An 18,284-nucleotide genomic window follows, 5' to 3' on the forward strand; every position below is an offset into this window, starting at 1 on the left:
AAAGATGATAAGGGTATTGTGAAGCAACCAAAAGATCGGTCAACCGATCAAAAATACCTTAACTGATCGGTGTTAGCTATAAAGCGGCTTTTTTGTATTCAATAGAAAGGAGGGTTATGCCCAACCTTCATAGCGTTTACGACGTGACAACACTATCGTTAATATAATACCTAAAAACAGGCCTAAAAACGCAATAGCACCACCGTAAGTAAGTAGCTGACGTTTCTCTTTTGAGCTAGCAGCTTCTTTTTGGGTGCGCTCTTGCTCTAGCGTTGTTTTAAGCTTAGTAATTTGGGCCGATAACTGCAGGTTTTGATCAGTTAAAGTTTGGTTTTGCTCTTGTAGCTGCGGAAGTTCTATTTGAGCTTGGCGCAGATTTTCTTGCATAGTACTCATTTCGTTACTAAGTGTTTTGTACTGCTGATGTAAGCCTGCCGTTTTGGTAACAAACTTAGTTTCTATCCAACCTTCGCGGTCTTTATCATCTTTAATTTTTATAAAGCCGTTTTCTTCAGCAGATAACAAGGTTAACTTTGTTCCAGCATCTACAGAGCCGAGTAGTCGATAATTCTTACTCGCACCAGAGCGCATAAAAGTATATAAATTATCGATAATATAAGCGGTGTTTGCATTAGTTGAATTTGCAGGTTTTGCTTCTTCTGCATAACTCATAAATGTGGTGGCTGTTAAAAGTAGCCCTAATAAACAATGTTTTAGCATTTATCTACCTTGTTGATCTAACTGCGTCCGTTATGAACGTGATTTTCATTTCACATAAGTAGCTAGATAGTATGGATTAAATAGCTCAATAGCAAGACTGATATTGTAACCCTGTAGCAGTTACCTAGCCCACTAGGTTACAAATCTCGCCCCGCGATTAATTTGCCTCTAGATAGAACAAATTTTAATCCACAAAGGTCAACAGGCACTAAAATAAGGCTAAAAAATTTGCATTGTTAGTGTGCTTTGTTTATTTTGAGCACTTATTTATTTTAAAGGTAATCCGCAAACCGAATGGATACTGAGATAGAACTGAAATTTTTGGTATCAGATGCCGTTATTCCACTGATCCCCTCGTTAATTACTCAATTTGCAAAAACGGTGAAGAATAAACCGTCACGCAGCTTACAAAATGCATACTACGACACGCCAAGCCGAGAGCTTAGAGCGCTTGACATAGGCTTCAGAACTCGCTGTTCTGACAGCGAATGCGAGCAAACTATAAAGCTTGCAGGTGAAGTTGTAGGTGGTTTACACCAACGTCCAGAGTACAATTTACCAATTGAATCAAGTCGCCCTAATTTAATGGCGTTTGATGCTGATATTTGGCCTCATGGCATGCAAATAAGCGCAATCTCAAAAAACTTGTATCCAATATTTAGTACTAACTTTATTCGTCGTACTTGGTTAATTGAAACCGAAAGTGGCGCTAAAATTGAAGTTGTACTCGATAAAGGTGAAATTGCGGCTTCGGGTAAAATTGAAATTATTAGCGAGCTTGAAATTGAGCTTGTTGAGGGCAGTCGTAATGAGTTGTTTGCGTTTGCAGATGTACTGGTTAGCCAGAACTGTATCCGTTTAGGATTATACTCTAAGGCCGCGCGTGGTTATCGCCTTGCAGATGAAAAACCTTTAACACCAAGCAAATCTATTGGTTTTGTTCAATTACCAAAGTCGACTACCCAAGAGCGTGCTTTAGTTGAAGCCATGAACTTTGGCATTCGCTTTGTGCAAAAGCATGAGCAATGCTATTTCGATAAGCCAAGTTTAAAAACGCTTAAACGCGTAACTGACGGCATTAGCCTAATACGCCATACTTTTTGGCTGTACGACGATATAGTATCCAAAGAAAGTACAGAACATTTACGTACAGAGCTTAAATGGTTATTAAGCGAATTAGCGTGGGTAGAAAACGCGATTCAATTAAAAACGTACACGTCTAAACGCCATGCTTTTTATAAAAAAATTAATGCAGCTCCAGCACTTACTCAAGTCATTGGTGATTTAAAAGAGTTACAGCCAAGCATTAACGATATAAATGCACTGTTTCATAGCGCGCGTTATAATCGTTTATTACTGTCGTTAACTACGTGGTTAATTGATAAACAGTGGCGTAAAGATTGGGGGCAAATAGAGCTTCAAGCGGCTGAGCAAAACGTGTCTTCCATTGCGAGTAGGCTTTTTAATAAAGACTGGAAAAATCTGCACGAACTGCTCCCAAAAGAACAAACACTCGATGTCGCTTCGTATTTAAACCTGCGCACTCAACTTGAAAATAGTTTACTGAGCGGTAACTGCTTAGGATCGTTATTTGATAAAGAAGAACGCTTAGAGTTTAGATTGCCTTGGCTTGATATTTCTCATGGTATTTATGAGTTAAGCACGCTTGAGTATTTAAAGCAGTTATGTGCCGGGCAAGAAGACGAACAGCTTGCTAAAATCCAATCATGGCTTGAGCAAAAGTCTGAATATTTGGTGAGTGCGATGGAGCAAAGTCGCCTTGCTTCATTTGACATAGAACCTTACTGGCAAAAATAAATGATGCACTTTTGTAATAAAATTCAGTTGCAAAAGTGCTTATTCGTTATTCTTTTATCAGTTAGTTTTAACTCTTACGCTGAGCCCATATGGCATTTGTATAAAAACAAAAATGGCGTAAGTGTGTATTATCAAAGCCACAGTGATAATACCTTTGAAGTGAAAGCGCAGATGAGCGTGAAAGGTGTATCCACCAATGAGTTTTTAGAGTTACTTAGCGATACCGATGCCGCACCCCAATGGCTCGAAAATGTATCTCAGGTAAAGGTTATTCAGCACATAAGCCCATCAGAAAATTTAGTGTACAGTTATTTTAATTCTCCTTGGCCTGTTAGAGATAGAGATAGCATTACTCATTCTTGTTATTCACAGTTAACTGCAAATAAAAGCCAATTGCTTATTAATGCGCGCCCTAATGAGCTGCCCCAAAATGATGGTGTTATAAGAATTACTACTTTAAATGCTCGCTGGCTACTTAGTGAGGACAAAGGCCGCCTTGATATTGAATACCAAGTATATGCTTTGCCTGATGGGTCAATACCTACTTGGCTAAGCAATAAGGTCGGATTGAAAAGTACTTACAACACATTTATGAATTTGCACCAAATGCTCACACATAAAAAATACACACCAAAACTACCTGTAATCAAAGCCGGTCAGTGCTAAATATCGAATATATAATAATTTTATGGTGTGTTGAGTAGTCTTTAACTACGCTTAAACAATAATGACACGCTATTATTTGGAGAATTGATGAAGTATTTAGTGGCTATATTATGTTTTATGCACAGTTCACTCTTATTGGCTCAAGAATATACCTTTGGTGTAGTGCCGCAATATGAGCCGCAAAAGCTAAATGCTATTTGGCAACCTTTGTTAAAGCAAGTAAGTAAGCAAACAGGAGTAACAATAAAGCTAATTACAGTTGAGTCTATTCCTGTATTTGAAAAAGCCTTTGCTAATGGCGAGTACGACTTTGCATACATGAACCCATGGCACAGTGTTGTAGCATATGAAAAACAGGGGTATTTGCCACTAATAAAAGATGCAGGGCGAAAGCTGCAAGGTATTTTGCTCGTAAATAAAAATAGTGGTATTGATAATTTAAGCCAACTAGAGGGCGCCGAAATAGCATTCCCTGCACCTAATGCATTAGGTGCGTCATTATTAATGAGAGCCGACTTAGCGTTGTTGTATGGGCTAACAATAAAGCCTGTATATGTACAAACCCACCCTTCGGTATATTTAAATGTAGCACTGCATTCAACAATGGCGGGCGGTGGTGTAATGGGCACATTTAAACAACAACCAGAAAGCTTACAAAATAAGCTTAAAATTCTCTATAAAACACGTGAAATTAGTCGCCATCCAATTGTAGCCCATCCAAGGGTTGATCCTGCAATACAGTTAAAAGTGCAACAAGCTATTTTAGATATTGGGCAAAGCCCAGAGCATAAACATTTACTTGCAGGTATCCCAATTATTAAACCTAGTATTGCAACTTTAGCAGAGTATCAGCAGTTAACTCAGTGGGGCTTGCGCTCATTTTATGTTGAAAATTAGAGGGTTTCGTAGTCTAAGGGCACAAAGCTTTATTGTTGTATTGCTTTGTGGCTTGCTTATGGCCTGTCTTTTTATGTTTTACGCCTTACCTGAGCAAGCGCGTTGGGTAAACGATGGGCTTTCAAAGGCTGCTCAGCGTTCTTTAGCGCAGTTATCGACTTCTATAACGACTCCGTTGTTAACTAGGCAGTATGCAGAGCTGTATGAAGAAATAGACAGCCAACTCCAAACTCGCCCTAATTGGAAAAGTATTAAAATTGTTAATGTGGATTCAAATAACCAATTATACCCGCTTGAAAACTGGGTTGGAGCAAATGAAAACGGCGACATGTTGTTATCTCAGCAGGTGGTGTTTTTAGATAAACCGCTGGCTAATATTAGCTTGGTTGTTAATTTTACGAATGAAATAAACGAATCTTCAAAACTTCATTACACCCTAATTTATATACAATTTATTATTTTAGTTATCGTTTTTATAGGTTTAGCTTGGCTGGTGGATTACAGGGTTACATCGCCTTTAAGGACGTTAAAAGGGGGGTTTTCACGTTTAGCCAAAGGTGACTTTGATTGCCATATAGATAAACAACAACAAAATGAAGTAGGCAGCGTAATAAGTGCATTTAATAACATGGTTGATGAGGTTGCTAATAACCATCAAAAATTAAATGTATTACGAATTCAAGCTGAGTCAGCAAGTAAAGCAAAGTCAGATTTTATGGCCAGTATGAGCCACGAATTAAGAACCCCATTAAATGCAATTTTAGGCTTAGCCCAGCTGTATGGATATGATGAGAGTGCTAATAAAGTACAAAAAGAAAACGCGAAAAGCATTTATCAAGCTGGAGAACATTTACTATTACTTATAGACGATGTACTTGATTTAACGGCTATTGAGTCGGGTAATATGCAGTTTAGTTTTTCTTATGTGCCTATTAAAAGCATATTAGAGGAGTCAGTAGAGCTCGTCACTGAGCTTGTTAAAGGGCAATCAATAACACTGCATACCCAAGGTTTCGAGTCCTTAGAAGGGTTGAGTATTTACATTGATCAGCGCCGCTTTAAACAAGTGATGCTTAACTTGCTTTCAAATGCGATTAAATACAACAAACCAAATGGCAGCATTAATATAAATTGCCGGGTGTTAAGTAATAAACAATGCGAAATAGATGTAATAGATACCGGATGTGGATTTGCTCCAGATGATATTTCTCGCTTATTTAAACCTTTTGACCGTTTAGGAGCTGAAACCAGTAAAGTAAACGGTACGGGTATTGGTTTAGTGATAACTAAGCAGCTGGTAGAGCGTATGCAGGGTTCTTTAAGCGCGCAAAGTGAGCAGCACAAAGGTTCTTGTTTTACACTAAACTTTAACAGCTTTGATCAAACTGATTTGCCAGCACAAGTGCAATCTCCTCAAATAACACTTCAAAGTTTAGATACAGTAACTCTTCCTACGCTTGAGGTTTTAGTAGCAGAGGATCAGGTTACAAATCAGCAAGTATTAAGGCAGCAATTAACCATGCTTGGAGTGTGTTCTACTTTTGTAAGTAATGGGGAACAAGCCTGGGAAACTCTGCAAAATAAACACTTCGATATTTTACTAACCGACATTCAAATGCCTTTACTCGATGGGTTAGGGTTAGCCAAAAAAATACGCGAAAACACTCATTTTGATAAACTTATTATAATTGCAATTACGGCCAACATTACCAAAAACAATATAGATAATTGTTATGATTGTGGAATGAACGGCTTTTTAACCAAGCCCATTGAGCTTGTTAAATTAAAGTCGTTATTGATGGAGCACTCTCAAACAGTGGTCAACACGCGATCAGAAAAATCTGATGGTGAAAATATAGCTTCAGATAGTTTTGATCAACTAGATATCACGTTATTAAAAGCAATGCTTGGTGATGATCCTACTGTGCACTGCATGGTGTTTAATGCGTTTTTACAAACGGCAGGGGAGCAAATTAAATTAGCTAATGCGTATGCTAAGAGTAAAAATTATGTTGATTTGGCTTTTCAGGCCCATGCATTAAAATCGTCTTCAAAGTCTGTGGGGGCTATTGAGTTGGCAAATATATGCCAGCAGATAGAAACACATGCAGAGAGTGAAATAGTTAAAGGTGAATATATACAGCAGCTTGAAGTATGCTTTAACGATGTAGTAACGCAACTTAAAAGCTATTGTTTACGATATGAAAAACGCACATAAAAAATGGCTCATAAAGAGCCATTTTATGTTTTAAATATTTTAGTATTTAGCCGCTTCCCCTTTCTTAGGTAAAGCGTCCTGTATAAAGTCACGTAAATCGTTATTAGAGCTTTCTAAGTCAGCGTGGCGAAGGTACATCATATGCCCACTTCTGTAGCCTTTAAAGCTCAAACGGTCTTTCATTTTACCGCTTGGGTCTAATTGCCATAACGTATATTTAGCGTCAAAGTAATTGGTTGCACCATCAAAGTATCCTGATTGAATCATCACGTTTAAGTAAGGGTTTTGCGCCATTGCTAAACGTAGATTTTCGCCCGTATTATTACCGGTTCTATCCCATGGGTGAACATTACCAAATAAATTATATTTTACATCTGTTTTATAGTTTAGCTCTTCACGTAAGTAGTGATTAATTGCAGGAGTGAAAGAGTGTAACCAAGAGGTAAGTTCAGCCCAGTAGTCTGGGGATTCACCCGCGCCTCGTTTATCTATTCCTAAATAACGAGAATCTAAGCGACCCACAGTTTGACCACGTTCACGTAGTAGCTCTTTCCAGAAAAATTGAGTTGGAATATCCAAGTTATTTTGTTCAACAAACTTTTCTGATAAGCCAGCGTAGTGTGCCATTTTTGTAATAATTCGACGTTTTTCTTCAGCATTAATAAAGCCACCCTTAGCAAGCGCTGGGATTAACTCGTTTACAGTAAACTCTTCAATTTCAGGTAATAACTCATCTAGATCTTTAGCTTGTAAATCGGCTTTAAGTGCTTTGTGATACCAAGCAGTCGCTGCAAAGTAAGGTAGGCGGTTAGCGGCTTTAATCGGGCCGTCGCGCTTAATACCAATATCAGTGGGTGATACGAGAACAACACCGTTTATGTACATCCATTGACTATTTTGAAGCTCATGAGCAAGACCCGATACACGTGTTGTACCGTAGCTTTCACCAATTAAAAATTTAGGCGATCGCCAGCGCTCAGCTCTATTTACAAAAGTATTTAACCACTCTGCAAGGTATTTAATATCGGCATTAACACCAAAAAATAGCTCTTTTTGTTTTGCTTTAGAAGGAAGTTCGCCTTTTTCGTTTTCAAGTACGCGAGAGTAGCCAGTATTTACAGGGTTTACGTAAACAATATCGGCAATATCAAGTACAGAATATGGGTTGTCTTTTACGCCATAAGGTTGAATTGGATAGCCTTCGTCATCAATCTTTAATACGCGAGGACCAGTATAAGCAAGGTGCATCCATACAGAAGCCGAACCTGGCCCGCCATTAAATGAAATAAGTAATGGGCGAGTTGTCCTGTCGTCAACTTTGTCGCGTGTGTAGTAAGTGTATTGCAATGTCGCAACCGCGTCGCCTTTATCATCCCATACAGGTTGTGTGCCTGTGGCAACGGTGTAATTAAAGCGTTGACCGTTGATTTTAGCTTTATGTTGAGTAACAACTTTGCTGTCTACATCAATACGACGTTGGTTATCGGCAAGCGTGCTTGTACTGATTATTAATGCAATAACGGTTATCGGTAAACTGATAATACGACTAAGCTTCATTAGGTGTCCTTATTATTGTTGATACACCATTAAAGACATTAATGAGTTAAATAACAAAAGTATTGAGACTAGTGGCCGATAATACTAGTTAAGTAAGGTATTAATGCGCTTAGAGATGCGTGCTAACCACTTTTATAGTTATTTGGGATTTGGTTTCTTTATTTAGTTAATCACAGAATTCAGGTATATTGCGGGCCTACTTGTATTGATTTTATATACAAGCTATCACCAAAAAAATCTAATGGATTACGCTTTCAAGCACATAAGTGCACTCTACACCGGATGTTTATGGCTAATGCTATTGCAGTAATAGCGTTGTATTTGTCGTTTTGTTACAAAATTAATTAAAGGTAAAGAGAAGCTTTATGCAAAGAGTATTAGTGGTTGAAGACAGTAAAGTCGTGCAGCAGGTGCTTCGCCACTTAACTGCACAATACCTTGATGTAGCAATTGATTTTGCTTGGTCTCTAGCAGAATGCGTAACCTATGTAGAAAAGCACGATTATACGCTTGCGTTAGTTGATCTAACTCTACCCGATGCTCCGCACGGTGAAGTTGCAAAATATACTTTATCTAAAAAAATTCCTACGGTTGTTTTAACCTCAAAAATAGATGAGTACAAGCGCCAACAAATGCTTGAATTGGGCGTAGTTGATTATGTTATTAAAGATAATCGCGATTCTTACCATTATGCCGTTAAGCTCGTTGCGCAATTACTCAGAAATCAAGGCTGTAAAGCACTAATAGCAGATGACTCATTACTAAGTCGCTCGTTAATGAAGCAAATGCTAGAAAAGCAATTGTTTGATGTAACAGATGCCCATGATGGACAACAAGCACTCGAAATATTAAAAGCTAATCCTGATATAAAGCTACTTATGACCGACTACGCTATGCCCTCTATGGATGGCTTTGAACTTGTCAAAGCGGTACGTAATTTTAGAGGCCGAGACGACTTAGCAATTATTGGCTTATCGGGCGCGGGAAAGCATGGCCTATCAGCACGATTTATTAAATACGGCGCCAATGACTTTTTAACAAAGCCATTTATGAATGAAGAGTTTCATTGTCGAGTACTTCAAACAATGGAGCAACTGTCGTTAATTTCAGATATTAAAGAAAGCGCACATAGGGATCACTTAACAGGGCTTCATAACCGACGCTACTTTTATCAATATGCAGAAAAGCTCCTTAAAAGTAAAAACCAGAAAAATACTTTGGCATTGCTTGATATCGATTTTTTCAAAAACATTAACGATACATTAGGCCATGAAGGCGGCGATCAGGCTTTAAAGCAGGTTGGTTCATTAATACGATCTACGTTTTCAAAGTTTACGGTTGCACGGGTTGGCGGAGAAGAGTTTGCCATAATATTACCTGAAATAGAGCTAGAACGCGGTCGTGAATACTTTGAAGCGTTTAGGAAAAAGATGGCTAGTTACGATTTTTCTATTAGCGATAAATCAATTAAAATTACCACGAGTATAGGCTTGGCTGACTTTCAAGACACTAGCTTAACGCAGGCAATGCGTGTTGCTGACAAAGCATTATACGAAGCTAAAAACCAAGGCAGAAACTGCGTGGTATAACCCTTCTTAAACAAAGCTAGGTACGTGATAAATATATAGAGATATAGCACGCACCAATGTAGCTGACTTGTTAAATTAACGCACCTAATTGGTGCGTTTTTTTTGTTATTTAGTTTCTGTTTTTCACTAACTTATTGTTTTAAAGAATATAAAAATAGTGGCACAAAGGTTGGATTGTTTAACCCAACAGGATAACAATAATGAGTCCGAGGGGGCCGCTATGAAAATGATTAGTGCAATCATAAAACCATTTAAATTAGACGACGTGCGTGAAGCACTCGCTGATTTAGGAATTGAGGGGATGACAGTAGTTGATGTTAAAGGTTTTGGACGTCAACGAGGTCATACTGAGTTATATCGTGGTGCAGAATACCAAGTAGATTTTATTCCTAAGATCAAACTTGAAATTGCAACTCGTACTGAAAATTGTCAACGCGTTGTTGAAGCAATTACTAAAATTGCATCAACAGGTAAAATCGGTGACGGGAAAATTTTCGTGTACGACTTAGATCAAATTGTTCGTATCCGTACTGGCGAACTTGACGAAGAAGCAATTTAAGGGGGTCTCATGGAAAATACAATAATAGAACTAAAGTTTTCACTCGATACCTTCTATTTTTTAATATCAGGTATATTAGTAATGTGGATGGCAGCAGGTTTTGCCATGCTAGAGGCGGGCTTAGTTCGCTCTAAAAACACAGCTGAAATTTTAACTAAAAATGTCGCGCTATATTCAATTGCATGTACGATGTTTTTATTAGTTGGCTACAACATTATGTATGTAGACAATGCCGAAGGTGGTTTTATTCCTTCAATAGGCGCTTTAATTGGTACACAAGCTGCCGATGCTGACCATTCTTTAGAATCTGACTTTTTCTTCCAAGTAGTATTTGTTGCAACCGCTATGTCGATTGTATCGGGTGCTGTTGCTGAGCGTATGAAACTGTGGGCTTTCCTAGGTTTTGCTGTAGTACTAACTGGTTTTATTTACCCTATTGAAGGTTACTGGACATGGGGTGGTGGTTTCTTATCTGAAATGGGCTTTGTTGATTTTGCAGGTTCTGCAATTGTGCATGGCGCAGGTGCAGCCGCTGCACTAGCTGGTGTATTAATCTTAGGTGCTCGTAAAGGTAAATATGGTAAGAACGGTGAAATATACCCAATTCCAGGTTCAAACTTACCACTGGCTACACTAGGTACATTTATTTTATGGATGGGTTGGTTTGGCTTTAACGGTGGTTCTCAATTACTACTTTCGGATAAAGAAAACGCAACTGCAGTAGGCCAAATATTACTTAACACCAATGCAGCAGCTGCAATGGGTGCTATTGCAGCACTGTTTGTATGTAAAGTACTTTGGGGTAAATCAGATTTAACAATGGTCTTAAATGGTGCATTAGCTGGTTTAGTTGTTATAACAGCAGACCCTCTATCACCATCACCATTAATGGCATGTCTACTTGGTCTACTTGGTGGTGCACTTGTTATATTTAGTATCATAGCACTTGATAAAGTTAAGATTGACGATCCAGTGGGTGCTATCTCTGTTCATGGTACGTGTGGCGCATTAGGTATTATGTTAGTACCGCTAACCAATGGTGACGCAAGCTTTGTTAATCAGTTAACGGGTCTAGTATGTATTCTTGCCTTTGTATTTGTAGCATCATTCATTGTTTGGACTGTACTTAACAAAACAATGGGTATAAGAGTAACCGAAGAAGAAGAACTAAACGGTATGGATCAACACGATTGTGGTATTGAAGCCTACCCAGAGTTTGTTTCTGTTCGAAATAGCTAATAGTTTATTTAAATAATAGTGTGTTTACACAAAGCCCTACTTCGGTAGGGCTTTTTTTGTTTCAGGGGGGGTTAACTTTTCGGATGTTAGGATATATCCAATATGCTAAGCTCACACTCGTGAATAACCCTTGGAATAAATTACACTTAAATGGCCGACAATAAAAAAACACCTACCAGTAAACCTGCAGTTAAACGTGCAAGTAAATCGTCAAGCAAGACAAAAAAAAGCACCTCAAAGGGCAGTAAAAAAACAGTGCAAACCACTGTTAAACGCTCTTTTATGAGAAAAACATGGTCAGTGTTTTGGAAACTAAGCTTGGCTGTTTTTATTGCAATGGCAATGTATTTCATTTATTTAGATTCAAAAACAACGCGTATATTTGAAGGTAATAAATGGCAACTTCCAGCGCAAGTGTATGCTCGTTCTATGGAGTTTTATCCGGGGCAATTTTTATCAAGTCAGGAAGTAGTGTTTGAGCTAGAGCGTTTAAATTATTCATCGGTTAATAGATTAAGCCGTACAGGGCAGTTTGTTAAAACAGCAGATAGCATCAAGATTTATCGTCGTGATTTTGAATTTTATGATGGCCTTGAAGAATCACATATTATTGAACTTCGCTTTGCAGGGCAAAAAGTTGCGACCATTAAAGATAAGTTTGGTAGGCGTTTAAATTCAGCTCGTCTAGAGCCTGTGCAAATAGCGCGTATTGGTAATGACTCTAAACAAGATAGAGAATTTGTACCACTAGATAAGTTTCCAGCAATGCTAAAAGATACGCTATTGGTGGTTGAAGACCGTGATTTTTACGAACATCATGGTGTATCAGTGTTTTCTATTTTACGCGCGCTTTATTCTAATATTAAAGCGGGGCGCACCGTTCAAGGTGGTAGTACGCTTACTCAGCAGTTAGCTAAAAATATTTACCTAACACGTGAGCGTTCTTTAGTACGAAAAATAAATGAGGCCTTTATTGCCCTTATTTTAGATTATCGTTATTCAAAAGATCAGATATTAGAAGCTTACTTAAATGAAGTATACCTAGGGCAGTCATACAACCAAGGTGTGCACGGTATGGGGCTTGCTGCTGACTTTTACTTTTCAAAGCCGGTAGATGAGCTTGAGTACGATCAAATTGCTTTGCTGGTGGCAATGGTTAAAGGTCCATCTTATTACAATCCACGTCGCTATAAAGAGCGCACAATGGAGCGCCGAGACTTAGTGCTTCGCCTTATGGTTGAAAACAAGCTACTTAGCACAAAAGAGTACCGTGCATCGCTTAATCGCCCAATTGATATTGCGCCAATGAAAGCGAGTTTACAAAAATCATATCCAGGCTATTTAGAGTTAGTAAACAGAGAACTAAATGAATTATTGCCAGATCAGCAAACACTTGATGCAGGCGTAAGAGTATTTACTTATTTTGACTTGCAAAAGCAAACAGCAATGGAAGAGTCTATTGAAAAGAGCTTACCGTACCTGGAGAATCGTCCTAGAACCGAAAAACTAGAAGCAGCCATGATCTCTGTTAATGTAGAAAAGGGCGGTGTATCTGCACTTGTTGCAGGGCGCGATGTTCGTTATTCAGGGTTTAACCGTGTTTTAGATACAAAGCGTAATATTGGCTCGCTGGTAAAACCGGCTGTGTATTTAAGCGCATTGCAATTACCACATTATAATTTAGCTACTTTGCTTGATGACTCGCCAGTACAGGTTACAAATGAGCAGGGAAAAGTGTGGCAACCAGAAAATTTTGATCATAAATACCGTGGAGCAATCCCTCTTTATAAAGCATTTAGCAACAGTATTAATATTCCAGCGGTTAATTTAGGCCTCGATGTAGGTGTTGATAAAGTCGCGAAAACACTAAAAGGATTAGGCGCTAAAGGGGCGATAAACGAATACCCATCGTTGCTTTTAGGGGCTGTTGAAATGTCGAGTTTTGAAGTTGCTCAGCTTTATACGACAATTGCTGCAGATGGCGAATATAAAAAGCTTACTGCAATTTCGGCATTAACTGACTCGGTTGGTAAAGTACTTTATAAACATAAAGTAAATGCAGAGCCTCGTTTTGATAAATCTGCAATGTATATGACTAAATACGCGATGAAACGCGTAACGAAAGACGGCACTGCTAAACGCTTAAATTTACACTTCCCATCAATCCAACTAGCAGGTAAAACAGGAACTAGTAACGATTTACGTGATAGTTGGTTTGCAGGCTTTGATCAAAATACAGTGACTGTTGCGTGGCTTGGTCGAGACGACAACAAAAGCACGGGTTTAACGGGCAGCGTAGGTGCATTAGAAGCATATATTCGCTACTTAAAGCCACTTAATCCACAAGCAATAGCTGATACGCGTCCTCCATCAATACGCTGGGCATTTGTAAATGAGCAAACGGGTAAGCAGGCACCACCAGGATGTGGCAAGGTGATTCAGCTACCGCTTAGAGCGAGTGAGTTTGAGCCAAGACCACAATGTATTCGTTAATTTAAGATTACTTTAAACAACAAAGCCGCTTATTTAGCGGCTTTGTTGTAAGTTGTAGTTAACGCTTAAGATTTAAAAAACTGCATTGATTTGGTTAAATCATTAGATAAGCGACTTAGCTGTTGTGCATCTTGCAGCGTTGATTGAGCTGATGTTAGCGTTTGATCTGCTAAATTACTCACCTCTTGCGAATCATTCAATGCTTGTGTTGTCGCATTTGACTGCTGTTTAACACGCTCTGCAATAACTTCACCTTGATGTTTAATGTCGCCCATACTTTGCTCTGCGCTTTGCAATACTTCATTGGTTTGATTGGCTGCTTTTACCGATTGCTCCATTTTTTCAACACTTGAGCGCATTTTTTGCTGAGTGTCGTCAGATGCTTGTTGTAAGGAGCTAATAATTTGGTGAATTTCTTGTGTTTGTGTTTGTGTACGCTGAGCAAGAGTTCTTACTTCATCAGCTACAACGGCAAAGCCTCGACCATGCTCGCCAGCTCGTGCAGCTTCAATAGCGGCATTTAGTGCAAGCAAGTTTGTTTGATCGGCTATCTCACTAATACCTTTACTTACTTTGCTAATTTCTTGGCTATCTTGTGCTAGCTTATCGAGCGCTTGTTGGCTCTCTGCAAATTCAATTTGTAGATCTTGCATATATTTAGCAAGCTCCATTGTATTGTCTGAACCTTGTTTTACATGCGCAGCAGCATCTTGCGCGGTAAGCGTTGCTTGATGGGCTGACTCTTCAACTGCAAGTGCGTTTTGAGCCATTTCGCTTAGTGCATTATAAATGGCATTTACTCGGATTTGCTGTTTTGAAACATCATTGCTTGTTTGGCTACTCGCATGTGATAGCGATTTAGTTGCGCCGCATAGCTCTTCTGTACTTGCTTTAACATCAATTAATAAATGTGAAAATGCATTAAGTAATGCGTTGTAGCGCGATGCAATAATTCCCATTTCATCATTAGTGCTCGAATCGATAGTGGCATTTAAGTCGCCATTCGCGGCTCTATTCGCTGCATCAGCAAAGCGATTAATAGTATCAACAACTGCAAAATAAAAACCAATCATCAAATAAAATGCAAATAACAAACTAATTAATGAAGCAGCTAAAACAAGATTTCGAGTCCACTGTTGAGTTTGTAGTTTTGCTTCAATAAGGCTCTCAAGCGTTGGAATACTCTTACTAACAAGTTGATTAATACTGCTGTGAACATTGTTTGTTAGTTTAGTAAATTCTGATTGAGTTAATAAAATATCGTCTGGCTCAAGTAGTTTTTCATCTATCGCTTTTTTGAATGCACCAACAGCACTGTGTAAATTATCTAACGAGGGCATGAGCGCTTTATTTACTGATTTATCTGCATTGGTGGCTACATTGAGTATTTTATCGAGTTGTTTTTCGTATAAAGGAAGTGACTTACTAAAATTTGAAAGTGCTATAAACGTATCTGGCGTAAAACGATTACTTGCCAAAACAGTGTTTGCGCTTTGCGCTGTCGAGTTTATTTGCATTATAAGTGCAGGAATTGGCGTGACTAAAGAGCGGTTTACGTAAGCACTAGCTAACTGGCTATCTAATGCTAAGTTAGACTGGATAGAAACAAGTTCAAGTACATCATTTGCTTGATCGTCTTTTATATCAAAACCGAGTGAGCGAGCAATTTTTATATTTTGATTTGCTTCCCCCTGCATTTGATTTGAGAGTATTGACCTGTAGCCTTTTAAACCTTGTTGCTGCACTTTTGAAACAGCGATACTTTCACTTAATAATGAGACTAAAAAAAACAAACTAAGTGCAAGAGGAACGAGTAAAATTCCAAACATTAAGCTGATTTTAGTTTTGTATTTTAAATTTGCCATTAGCTGGATAGCGGGAAAAGAAAATTGGCGTAATCCTGACATAAGGCTCTCTTGTATTTTTGTAATTAGGGTAAAGGTGAATAGACCTTGTTATGCTTAATTATCATTCATTTATAGTACTTTACAAATAAAAAAAGCCCTTTCGGGCTTTTTTCACTCTTTAGTCTTAATTACACACTTTAAAAACAGGCATTTATAAAATATAAAAAGTAATTTTAACTTAAAGTTTAGCAAACGAGCGTTCTGCTGCCGCTATTGTGTCTTTTACTTCTTGTTCAGTATGCGCGGCACATACAAAACCAGCCTCAAATGCAGATGGAGCAAGGTACACACCTTCTTCAAGCATAAGGTGGAAAAAACGTTTGAAGCGCTCTAGGTCGCATTCAGTCGCTTGTTTGTATGTCGTTACTTTTTCAGCATCAGTAAAAAAGAATCCATACATGCCGCCAGCATAATTAGTTGTTAATGCAATGCCTGCTTTTTTAGCGCCAGCTTCAAAGCCTTCACAAATTGCTTTAGACGTTGCTTCTAACTTATCGTGCAGACCTGGCTCACATAATAGCTCGAGTGATTTTAAACCTGCAGCCATCGCAATAGGGTTACCAGAAAGAGTACCCGCTTGGTAAACAGGGCCCACAGGCGCAATGTAATCCATTATTTCGGTTTTACCACCAAATGCGCCAACAGGCATGCCGCCGCCAATGACTTTACCTAAACACGTAAGGTCTGGTTTAATGTTGTAATACGCTTGAGCGCCGCCAAGTGCAACACGAAAGCCCGTCATTACTTCATCAAAAATAAGTACTGACTTATATTCGTCACACACATCACGCAAACCTTCTAAAAAGCCTGGCACTGGTGGAATGCAGTTCATGTTACCGGCTACTGGCTCTACAATAATACAGGCAATTTCGTCAGCGTATTTTGCAAAAATAGCTTTTACTTCATCTAGGTTATTAAACGATACAGTAAGTGTATGCTTAGCAAAGTCCTCAGGAATACCAGGAGAATTAGGTACGCCCATTGTTAGTGCACCAGAGCCTGCCTTAACTAATAACGAGTCAGCATGGCCGTGGTAACAACCTTCAAATTTTAATATTTTATCGCGGCCGGTAAAGCCACGTGCTAAACGAATTGCACTCATTGTTGCTTCAGTGCCTGAGCTAACCATGCGTACTTTTTCGATTGATGGAACCAGCTCTTTTACTTTTTCAGCCATTAATATTTCGGCTTCAGTTGGCGCACCATAGCTAAGGCCATTTTCTACGGCTTCGTGCACGGCTTGTTTAATTGCAGGGTGGTTATGGCCCATGATCATAGGGCCCCAAGAGCCAACATAATCAATGTAACGATTACCGTCGGCATCAAATGTAAACGCGCCTTCTGCTTTTGTAATAAATAGCGGCGTACCGCCTACACCATTAAAAGCACGAACTGGCGAGTTTACGCCACCTGGAATAGAGGCTTGAGCGCGTTCAAATAAGTCTTGGCTAATTGTCATGAAAAATCCTATAAATTGTCACTTAAAGAGGGTTTAGCTGTCGCGTTTGCGGCTAAACCAAGGTACGTCCACTTCATACTTATCGACTTTATTTTCTACGCCGAGTGTTAAAGCAAACAGTGCCATACGAATTAATACGCCATTTTGTACCTGGCGGAATATTGCTAAATTGTCGTTACTGTTTAAGTCGTTATCAAGCTCGTTGGCTTCTAAGCGACTATCACGTGGTAACGGATGCATTAATACAGAGTTAGGTTTGCAATGAGCGCTGTAAATAGATTGGCTAATTCTAAAACCGCCACGGTATTTATTTGCTTCTTCTTGTGAAGGAAAACGCTCTTCTTGAATACGTGTTTGGTAGACAATATCGGCGGCTAAATTACCTTCCATCTTGTTCACTAGCTCAATTTTGTGTCCTGCATTTTCTACGGCATCTAAAATGCTCGTTGGCATTTGTAGGCCATCAGGCGCGACCATCGAAAACTTTACGTTTTTATAATGGCACAATAGCTTTGATAGAGAATGCACTGTGCGACCATATTTTAAATCACCCACAAGCGCTATATGCATGCCATCAATATTTTGATCAAAACGGTGTAATTCACGCTCAATGGTTAATAAATCAAGTAATGCTTGAGTCGGGTGCTCATTTGGGCCGTCGCCGCCATTAATAACTGGCACAGTACAGCCATCAGCAAATTCACTTACTGAGCCTGCATCGGGGTGGCGCATAGCAACAGCATCGGCGTAAGCTGAAATAACGCGCGCGGTATCGTAAAGTGATTCACCTTTTGCAAGCGCTGAGCTTTGCATACCTGTAGTTTCACGTACACCACCGCCTAGTAAGTTAAAGGCGGTGCCAAAGCTAACTCGCGTGCGAGTACTTGGTTCAAAAAACAAATTAGCTAAAATAGCGCCTTTAAGCACCGTTGTTTGCTTTTGTTTTTTAGCATAAGGCTCCATTTTTTTAGCTACTGCAAAAATACGTTCAATGCAGTCTCTGTCTAGCTGATTTACAGACAGTATATGTTCGCCTTGGAAACTTAACATGGGGTAATTCCTAATCAATCAAATGGGCGCGATAATCCATAAATGGAGCACGCAATCGCGCGTGTTATAGCAAGTATTGTAAATTGCAGCGCAGTTTAACATGCACCGAAAC

The 18,284-nt window shown here is 39.0% G+C and carries 13 protein-coding genes; 8 read left to right on the forward strand and 5 right to left on the reverse strand.

Annotation, left to right across the window (positions count from 1 at the left end):
• Positions 1-114: 114 nt before the first annotated feature.
• Positions 115-720 (reverse strand): TIGR04211 family SH3 domain-containing protein, encoded by a 606-nt coding sequence (locus I6F42_RS17025; RefSeq protein ID WP_010555502.1) that lies wholly within the window; start codon positions 718-720, stop codon positions 115-117.
• 294 nt (positions 721-1,014) lie between these two features.
• Here I6F42_RS17025 and I6F42_RS17030 point away from each other — a divergent pair, with 294 nt between their 5' ends.
• From I6F42_RS17030 to I6F42_RS17045, 4 genes are all read left to right on the forward strand, one after another.
• A complete protein-coding gene (locus I6F42_RS17030) occupies positions 1,015-2,538 on the forward strand; it encodes a CYTH and CHAD domain-containing protein (protein ID WP_010555503.1) in 1,524 nt (507 codons plus the stop codon).
• Entirely contained in the window at positions 2,539-3,204 is a 666-nt protein-coding gene (locus I6F42_RS17035; protein ID WP_197152880.1) for an START domain-containing protein, read from the forward strand. It abuts the gene before it with no gap.
• An 87-nt stretch (positions 3,205-3,291) separates the two neighbouring features.
• Complete coding sequence (locus I6F42_RS17040) at positions 3,292-4,101, forward strand: phosphate/phosphite/phosphonate ABC transporter substrate-binding protein (RefSeq protein ID WP_197152882.1); 810 nt, start codon at positions 3,292-3,294, stop codon at positions 4,099-4,101.
• Positions 4,088-6,319, forward strand: a complete 2,232-nt coding sequence (locus I6F42_RS17045; RefSeq protein WP_197152884.1) for an ATP-binding protein — start codon at positions 4,088-4,090, stop codon at positions 6,317-6,319. The genes I6F42_RS17040 and I6F42_RS17045 overlap by 14 nt, the downstream gene beginning before the upstream one ends.
• Before the next feature lie 39 nt (positions 6,320-6,358).
• Here I6F42_RS17045 and I6F42_RS17050 read toward each other — a convergent pair whose 3' ends face one another.
• The gene (locus tag I6F42_RS17050; RefSeq protein WP_197152886.1) at positions 6,359-7,876 is read right to left on the reverse strand and encodes a S10 family peptidase; all 1,518 of its coding nucleotides are present in this window, start codon (positions 7,874-7,876) and stop codon (positions 6,359-6,361) included.
• 365 nt (positions 7,877-8,241) lie between these two features.
• Between I6F42_RS17050 and I6F42_RS17055 the strand changes: the two genes are divergently transcribed.
• From I6F42_RS17055 to mrcB, 4 genes are all read left to right on the forward strand, one after another.
• Positions 8,242-9,465, forward strand: a complete 1,224-nt coding sequence (locus I6F42_RS17055; RefSeq protein ID WP_010555508.1) for a response regulator — start codon at positions 8,242-8,244, stop codon at positions 9,463-9,465.
• Positions 9,466-9,685: 220 nt separating this feature from the next.
• Positions 9,686-10,024: a P-II family nitrogen regulator gene (locus I6F42_RS17060; RefSeq protein WP_004587162.1), complete on the forward strand. Its 339-nt coding sequence runs from the start codon at positions 9,686-9,688 to the stop codon at positions 10,022-10,024.
• Positions 10,025-10,033: 9 nt separating this feature from the next.
• Positions 10,034-11,263 carry an ammonium transporter gene (locus tag I6F42_RS17065; RefSeq protein ID WP_010555509.1) on the forward strand — a complete coding sequence of 410 codons (1,230 nt, stop codon included), beginning with the start codon at positions 10,034-10,036 and terminating at the stop codon, positions 11,261-11,263.
• Positions 11,264-11,413: 150 nt separating this feature from the next.
• Positions 11,414-13,756, forward strand: a complete 2,343-nt coding sequence (mrcB, locus tag I6F42_RS17070) for a penicillin-binding protein 1B (RefSeq protein ID WP_197152888.1) — start codon at positions 11,414-11,416, stop codon at positions 13,754-13,756.
• A gap of 65 nt (positions 13,757-13,821) precedes the next feature.
• On the opposite strand, the gene I6F42_RS17075 is transcribed toward mrcB, so the two are convergent.
• From I6F42_RS17075 to I6F42_RS17085, 3 genes are all read right to left on the reverse strand, one after another.
• Positions 13,822-15,663, reverse strand: coding sequence for a methyl-accepting chemotaxis protein (locus I6F42_RS17075; RefSeq protein WP_197152890.1), 1,842 nt, complete (start codon positions 15,661-15,663; stop codon positions 13,822-13,824).
• 178 nt (positions 15,664-15,841) lie between these two features.
• Entirely contained in the window at positions 15,842-17,122 is a 1,281-nt protein-coding gene (hemL, locus tag I6F42_RS17080; protein WP_165744316.1) for a glutamate-1-semialdehyde 2,1-aminomutase, read from the reverse strand.
• Between the two features lie 33 nt (positions 17,123-17,155).
• Positions 17,156-18,172 carry an aspartate carbamoyltransferase gene (locus I6F42_RS17085; RefSeq protein WP_007584862.1) on the reverse strand — a complete coding sequence of 339 codons (1,017 nt, stop codon included), beginning with the start codon at positions 18,170-18,172 and terminating at the stop codon, positions 17,156-17,158.
• Positions 18,173-18,284: the final 112 nt, after the last annotated feature.

Origin of the sequence: Pseudoalteromonas sp. SWYJZ12, from assembly GCF_015864395.1 — a bacterium.
Lineage (GTDB): Bacteria > Pseudomonadota > Gammaproteobacteria > Enterobacterales > Alteromonadaceae > Pseudoalteromonas > Pseudoalteromonas arctica.

Bases quoted from the DNA above. Each gene is read 5' to 3' on its own strand.
- I6F42_RS17025 (WP_010555502.1), bottom strand. From the start codon at position 720: ATGCTAAAACATTGTTTATTAGGGCTACTTTTAACAGCCACCACATTT.
- I6F42_RS17030 (WP_010555503.1), top strand. From the start codon at position 1,015: ATGGATACTGAGATAGAACTGAAATTTTTGGTATCAGATGCCGTTATT.
- I6F42_RS17035 (WP_197152880.1), top strand. From the start codon at position 2,539: ATGATGCACTTTTGTAATAAAATTCAGTTGCAAAAGTGCTTATTCGTT.
- I6F42_RS17040 (WP_197152882.1), top strand. From the start codon at position 3,292: ATGAAGTATTTAGTGGCTATATTATGTTTTATGCACAGTTCACTCTTA.
- I6F42_RS17045 (WP_197152884.1), top strand. From the start codon at position 4,088: ATGTTGAAAATTAGAGGGTTTCGTAGTCTAAGGGCACAAAGCTTTATT.
- I6F42_RS17050 (WP_197152886.1), bottom strand. From the start codon at position 7,876: ATGAAGCTTAGTCGTATTATCAGTTTACCGATAACCGTTATTGCATTA.
- I6F42_RS17055 (WP_010555508.1), top strand. From the start codon at position 8,242: ATGCAAAGAGTATTAGTGGTTGAAGACAGTAAAGTCGTGCAGCAGGTG.
- I6F42_RS17060 (WP_004587162.1), top strand. From the start codon at position 9,686: ATGAAAATGATTAGTGCAATCATAAAACCATTTAAATTAGACGACGTG.
- I6F42_RS17065 (WP_010555509.1), top strand. From the start codon at position 10,034: ATGGAAAATACAATAATAGAACTAAAGTTTTCACTCGATACCTTCTAT.
- mrcB (WP_197152888.1), top strand. From the start codon at position 11,414: ATGGCCGACAATAAAAAAACACCTACCAGTAAACCTGCAGTTAAACGT.
- I6F42_RS17075 (WP_197152890.1), bottom strand. From the start codon at position 15,663: ATGTCAGGATTACGCCAATTTTCTTTTCCCGCTATCCAGCTAATGGCA.
- hemL (WP_165744316.1), bottom strand. From the start codon at position 17,122: ATGACAATTAGCCAAGACTTATTTGAACGCGCTCAAGCCTCTATTCCA.
- I6F42_RS17085 (WP_007584862.1), bottom strand. From the start codon at position 18,172: ATGTTAAGTTTCCAAGGCGAACATATACTGTCTGTAAATCAGCTAGAC.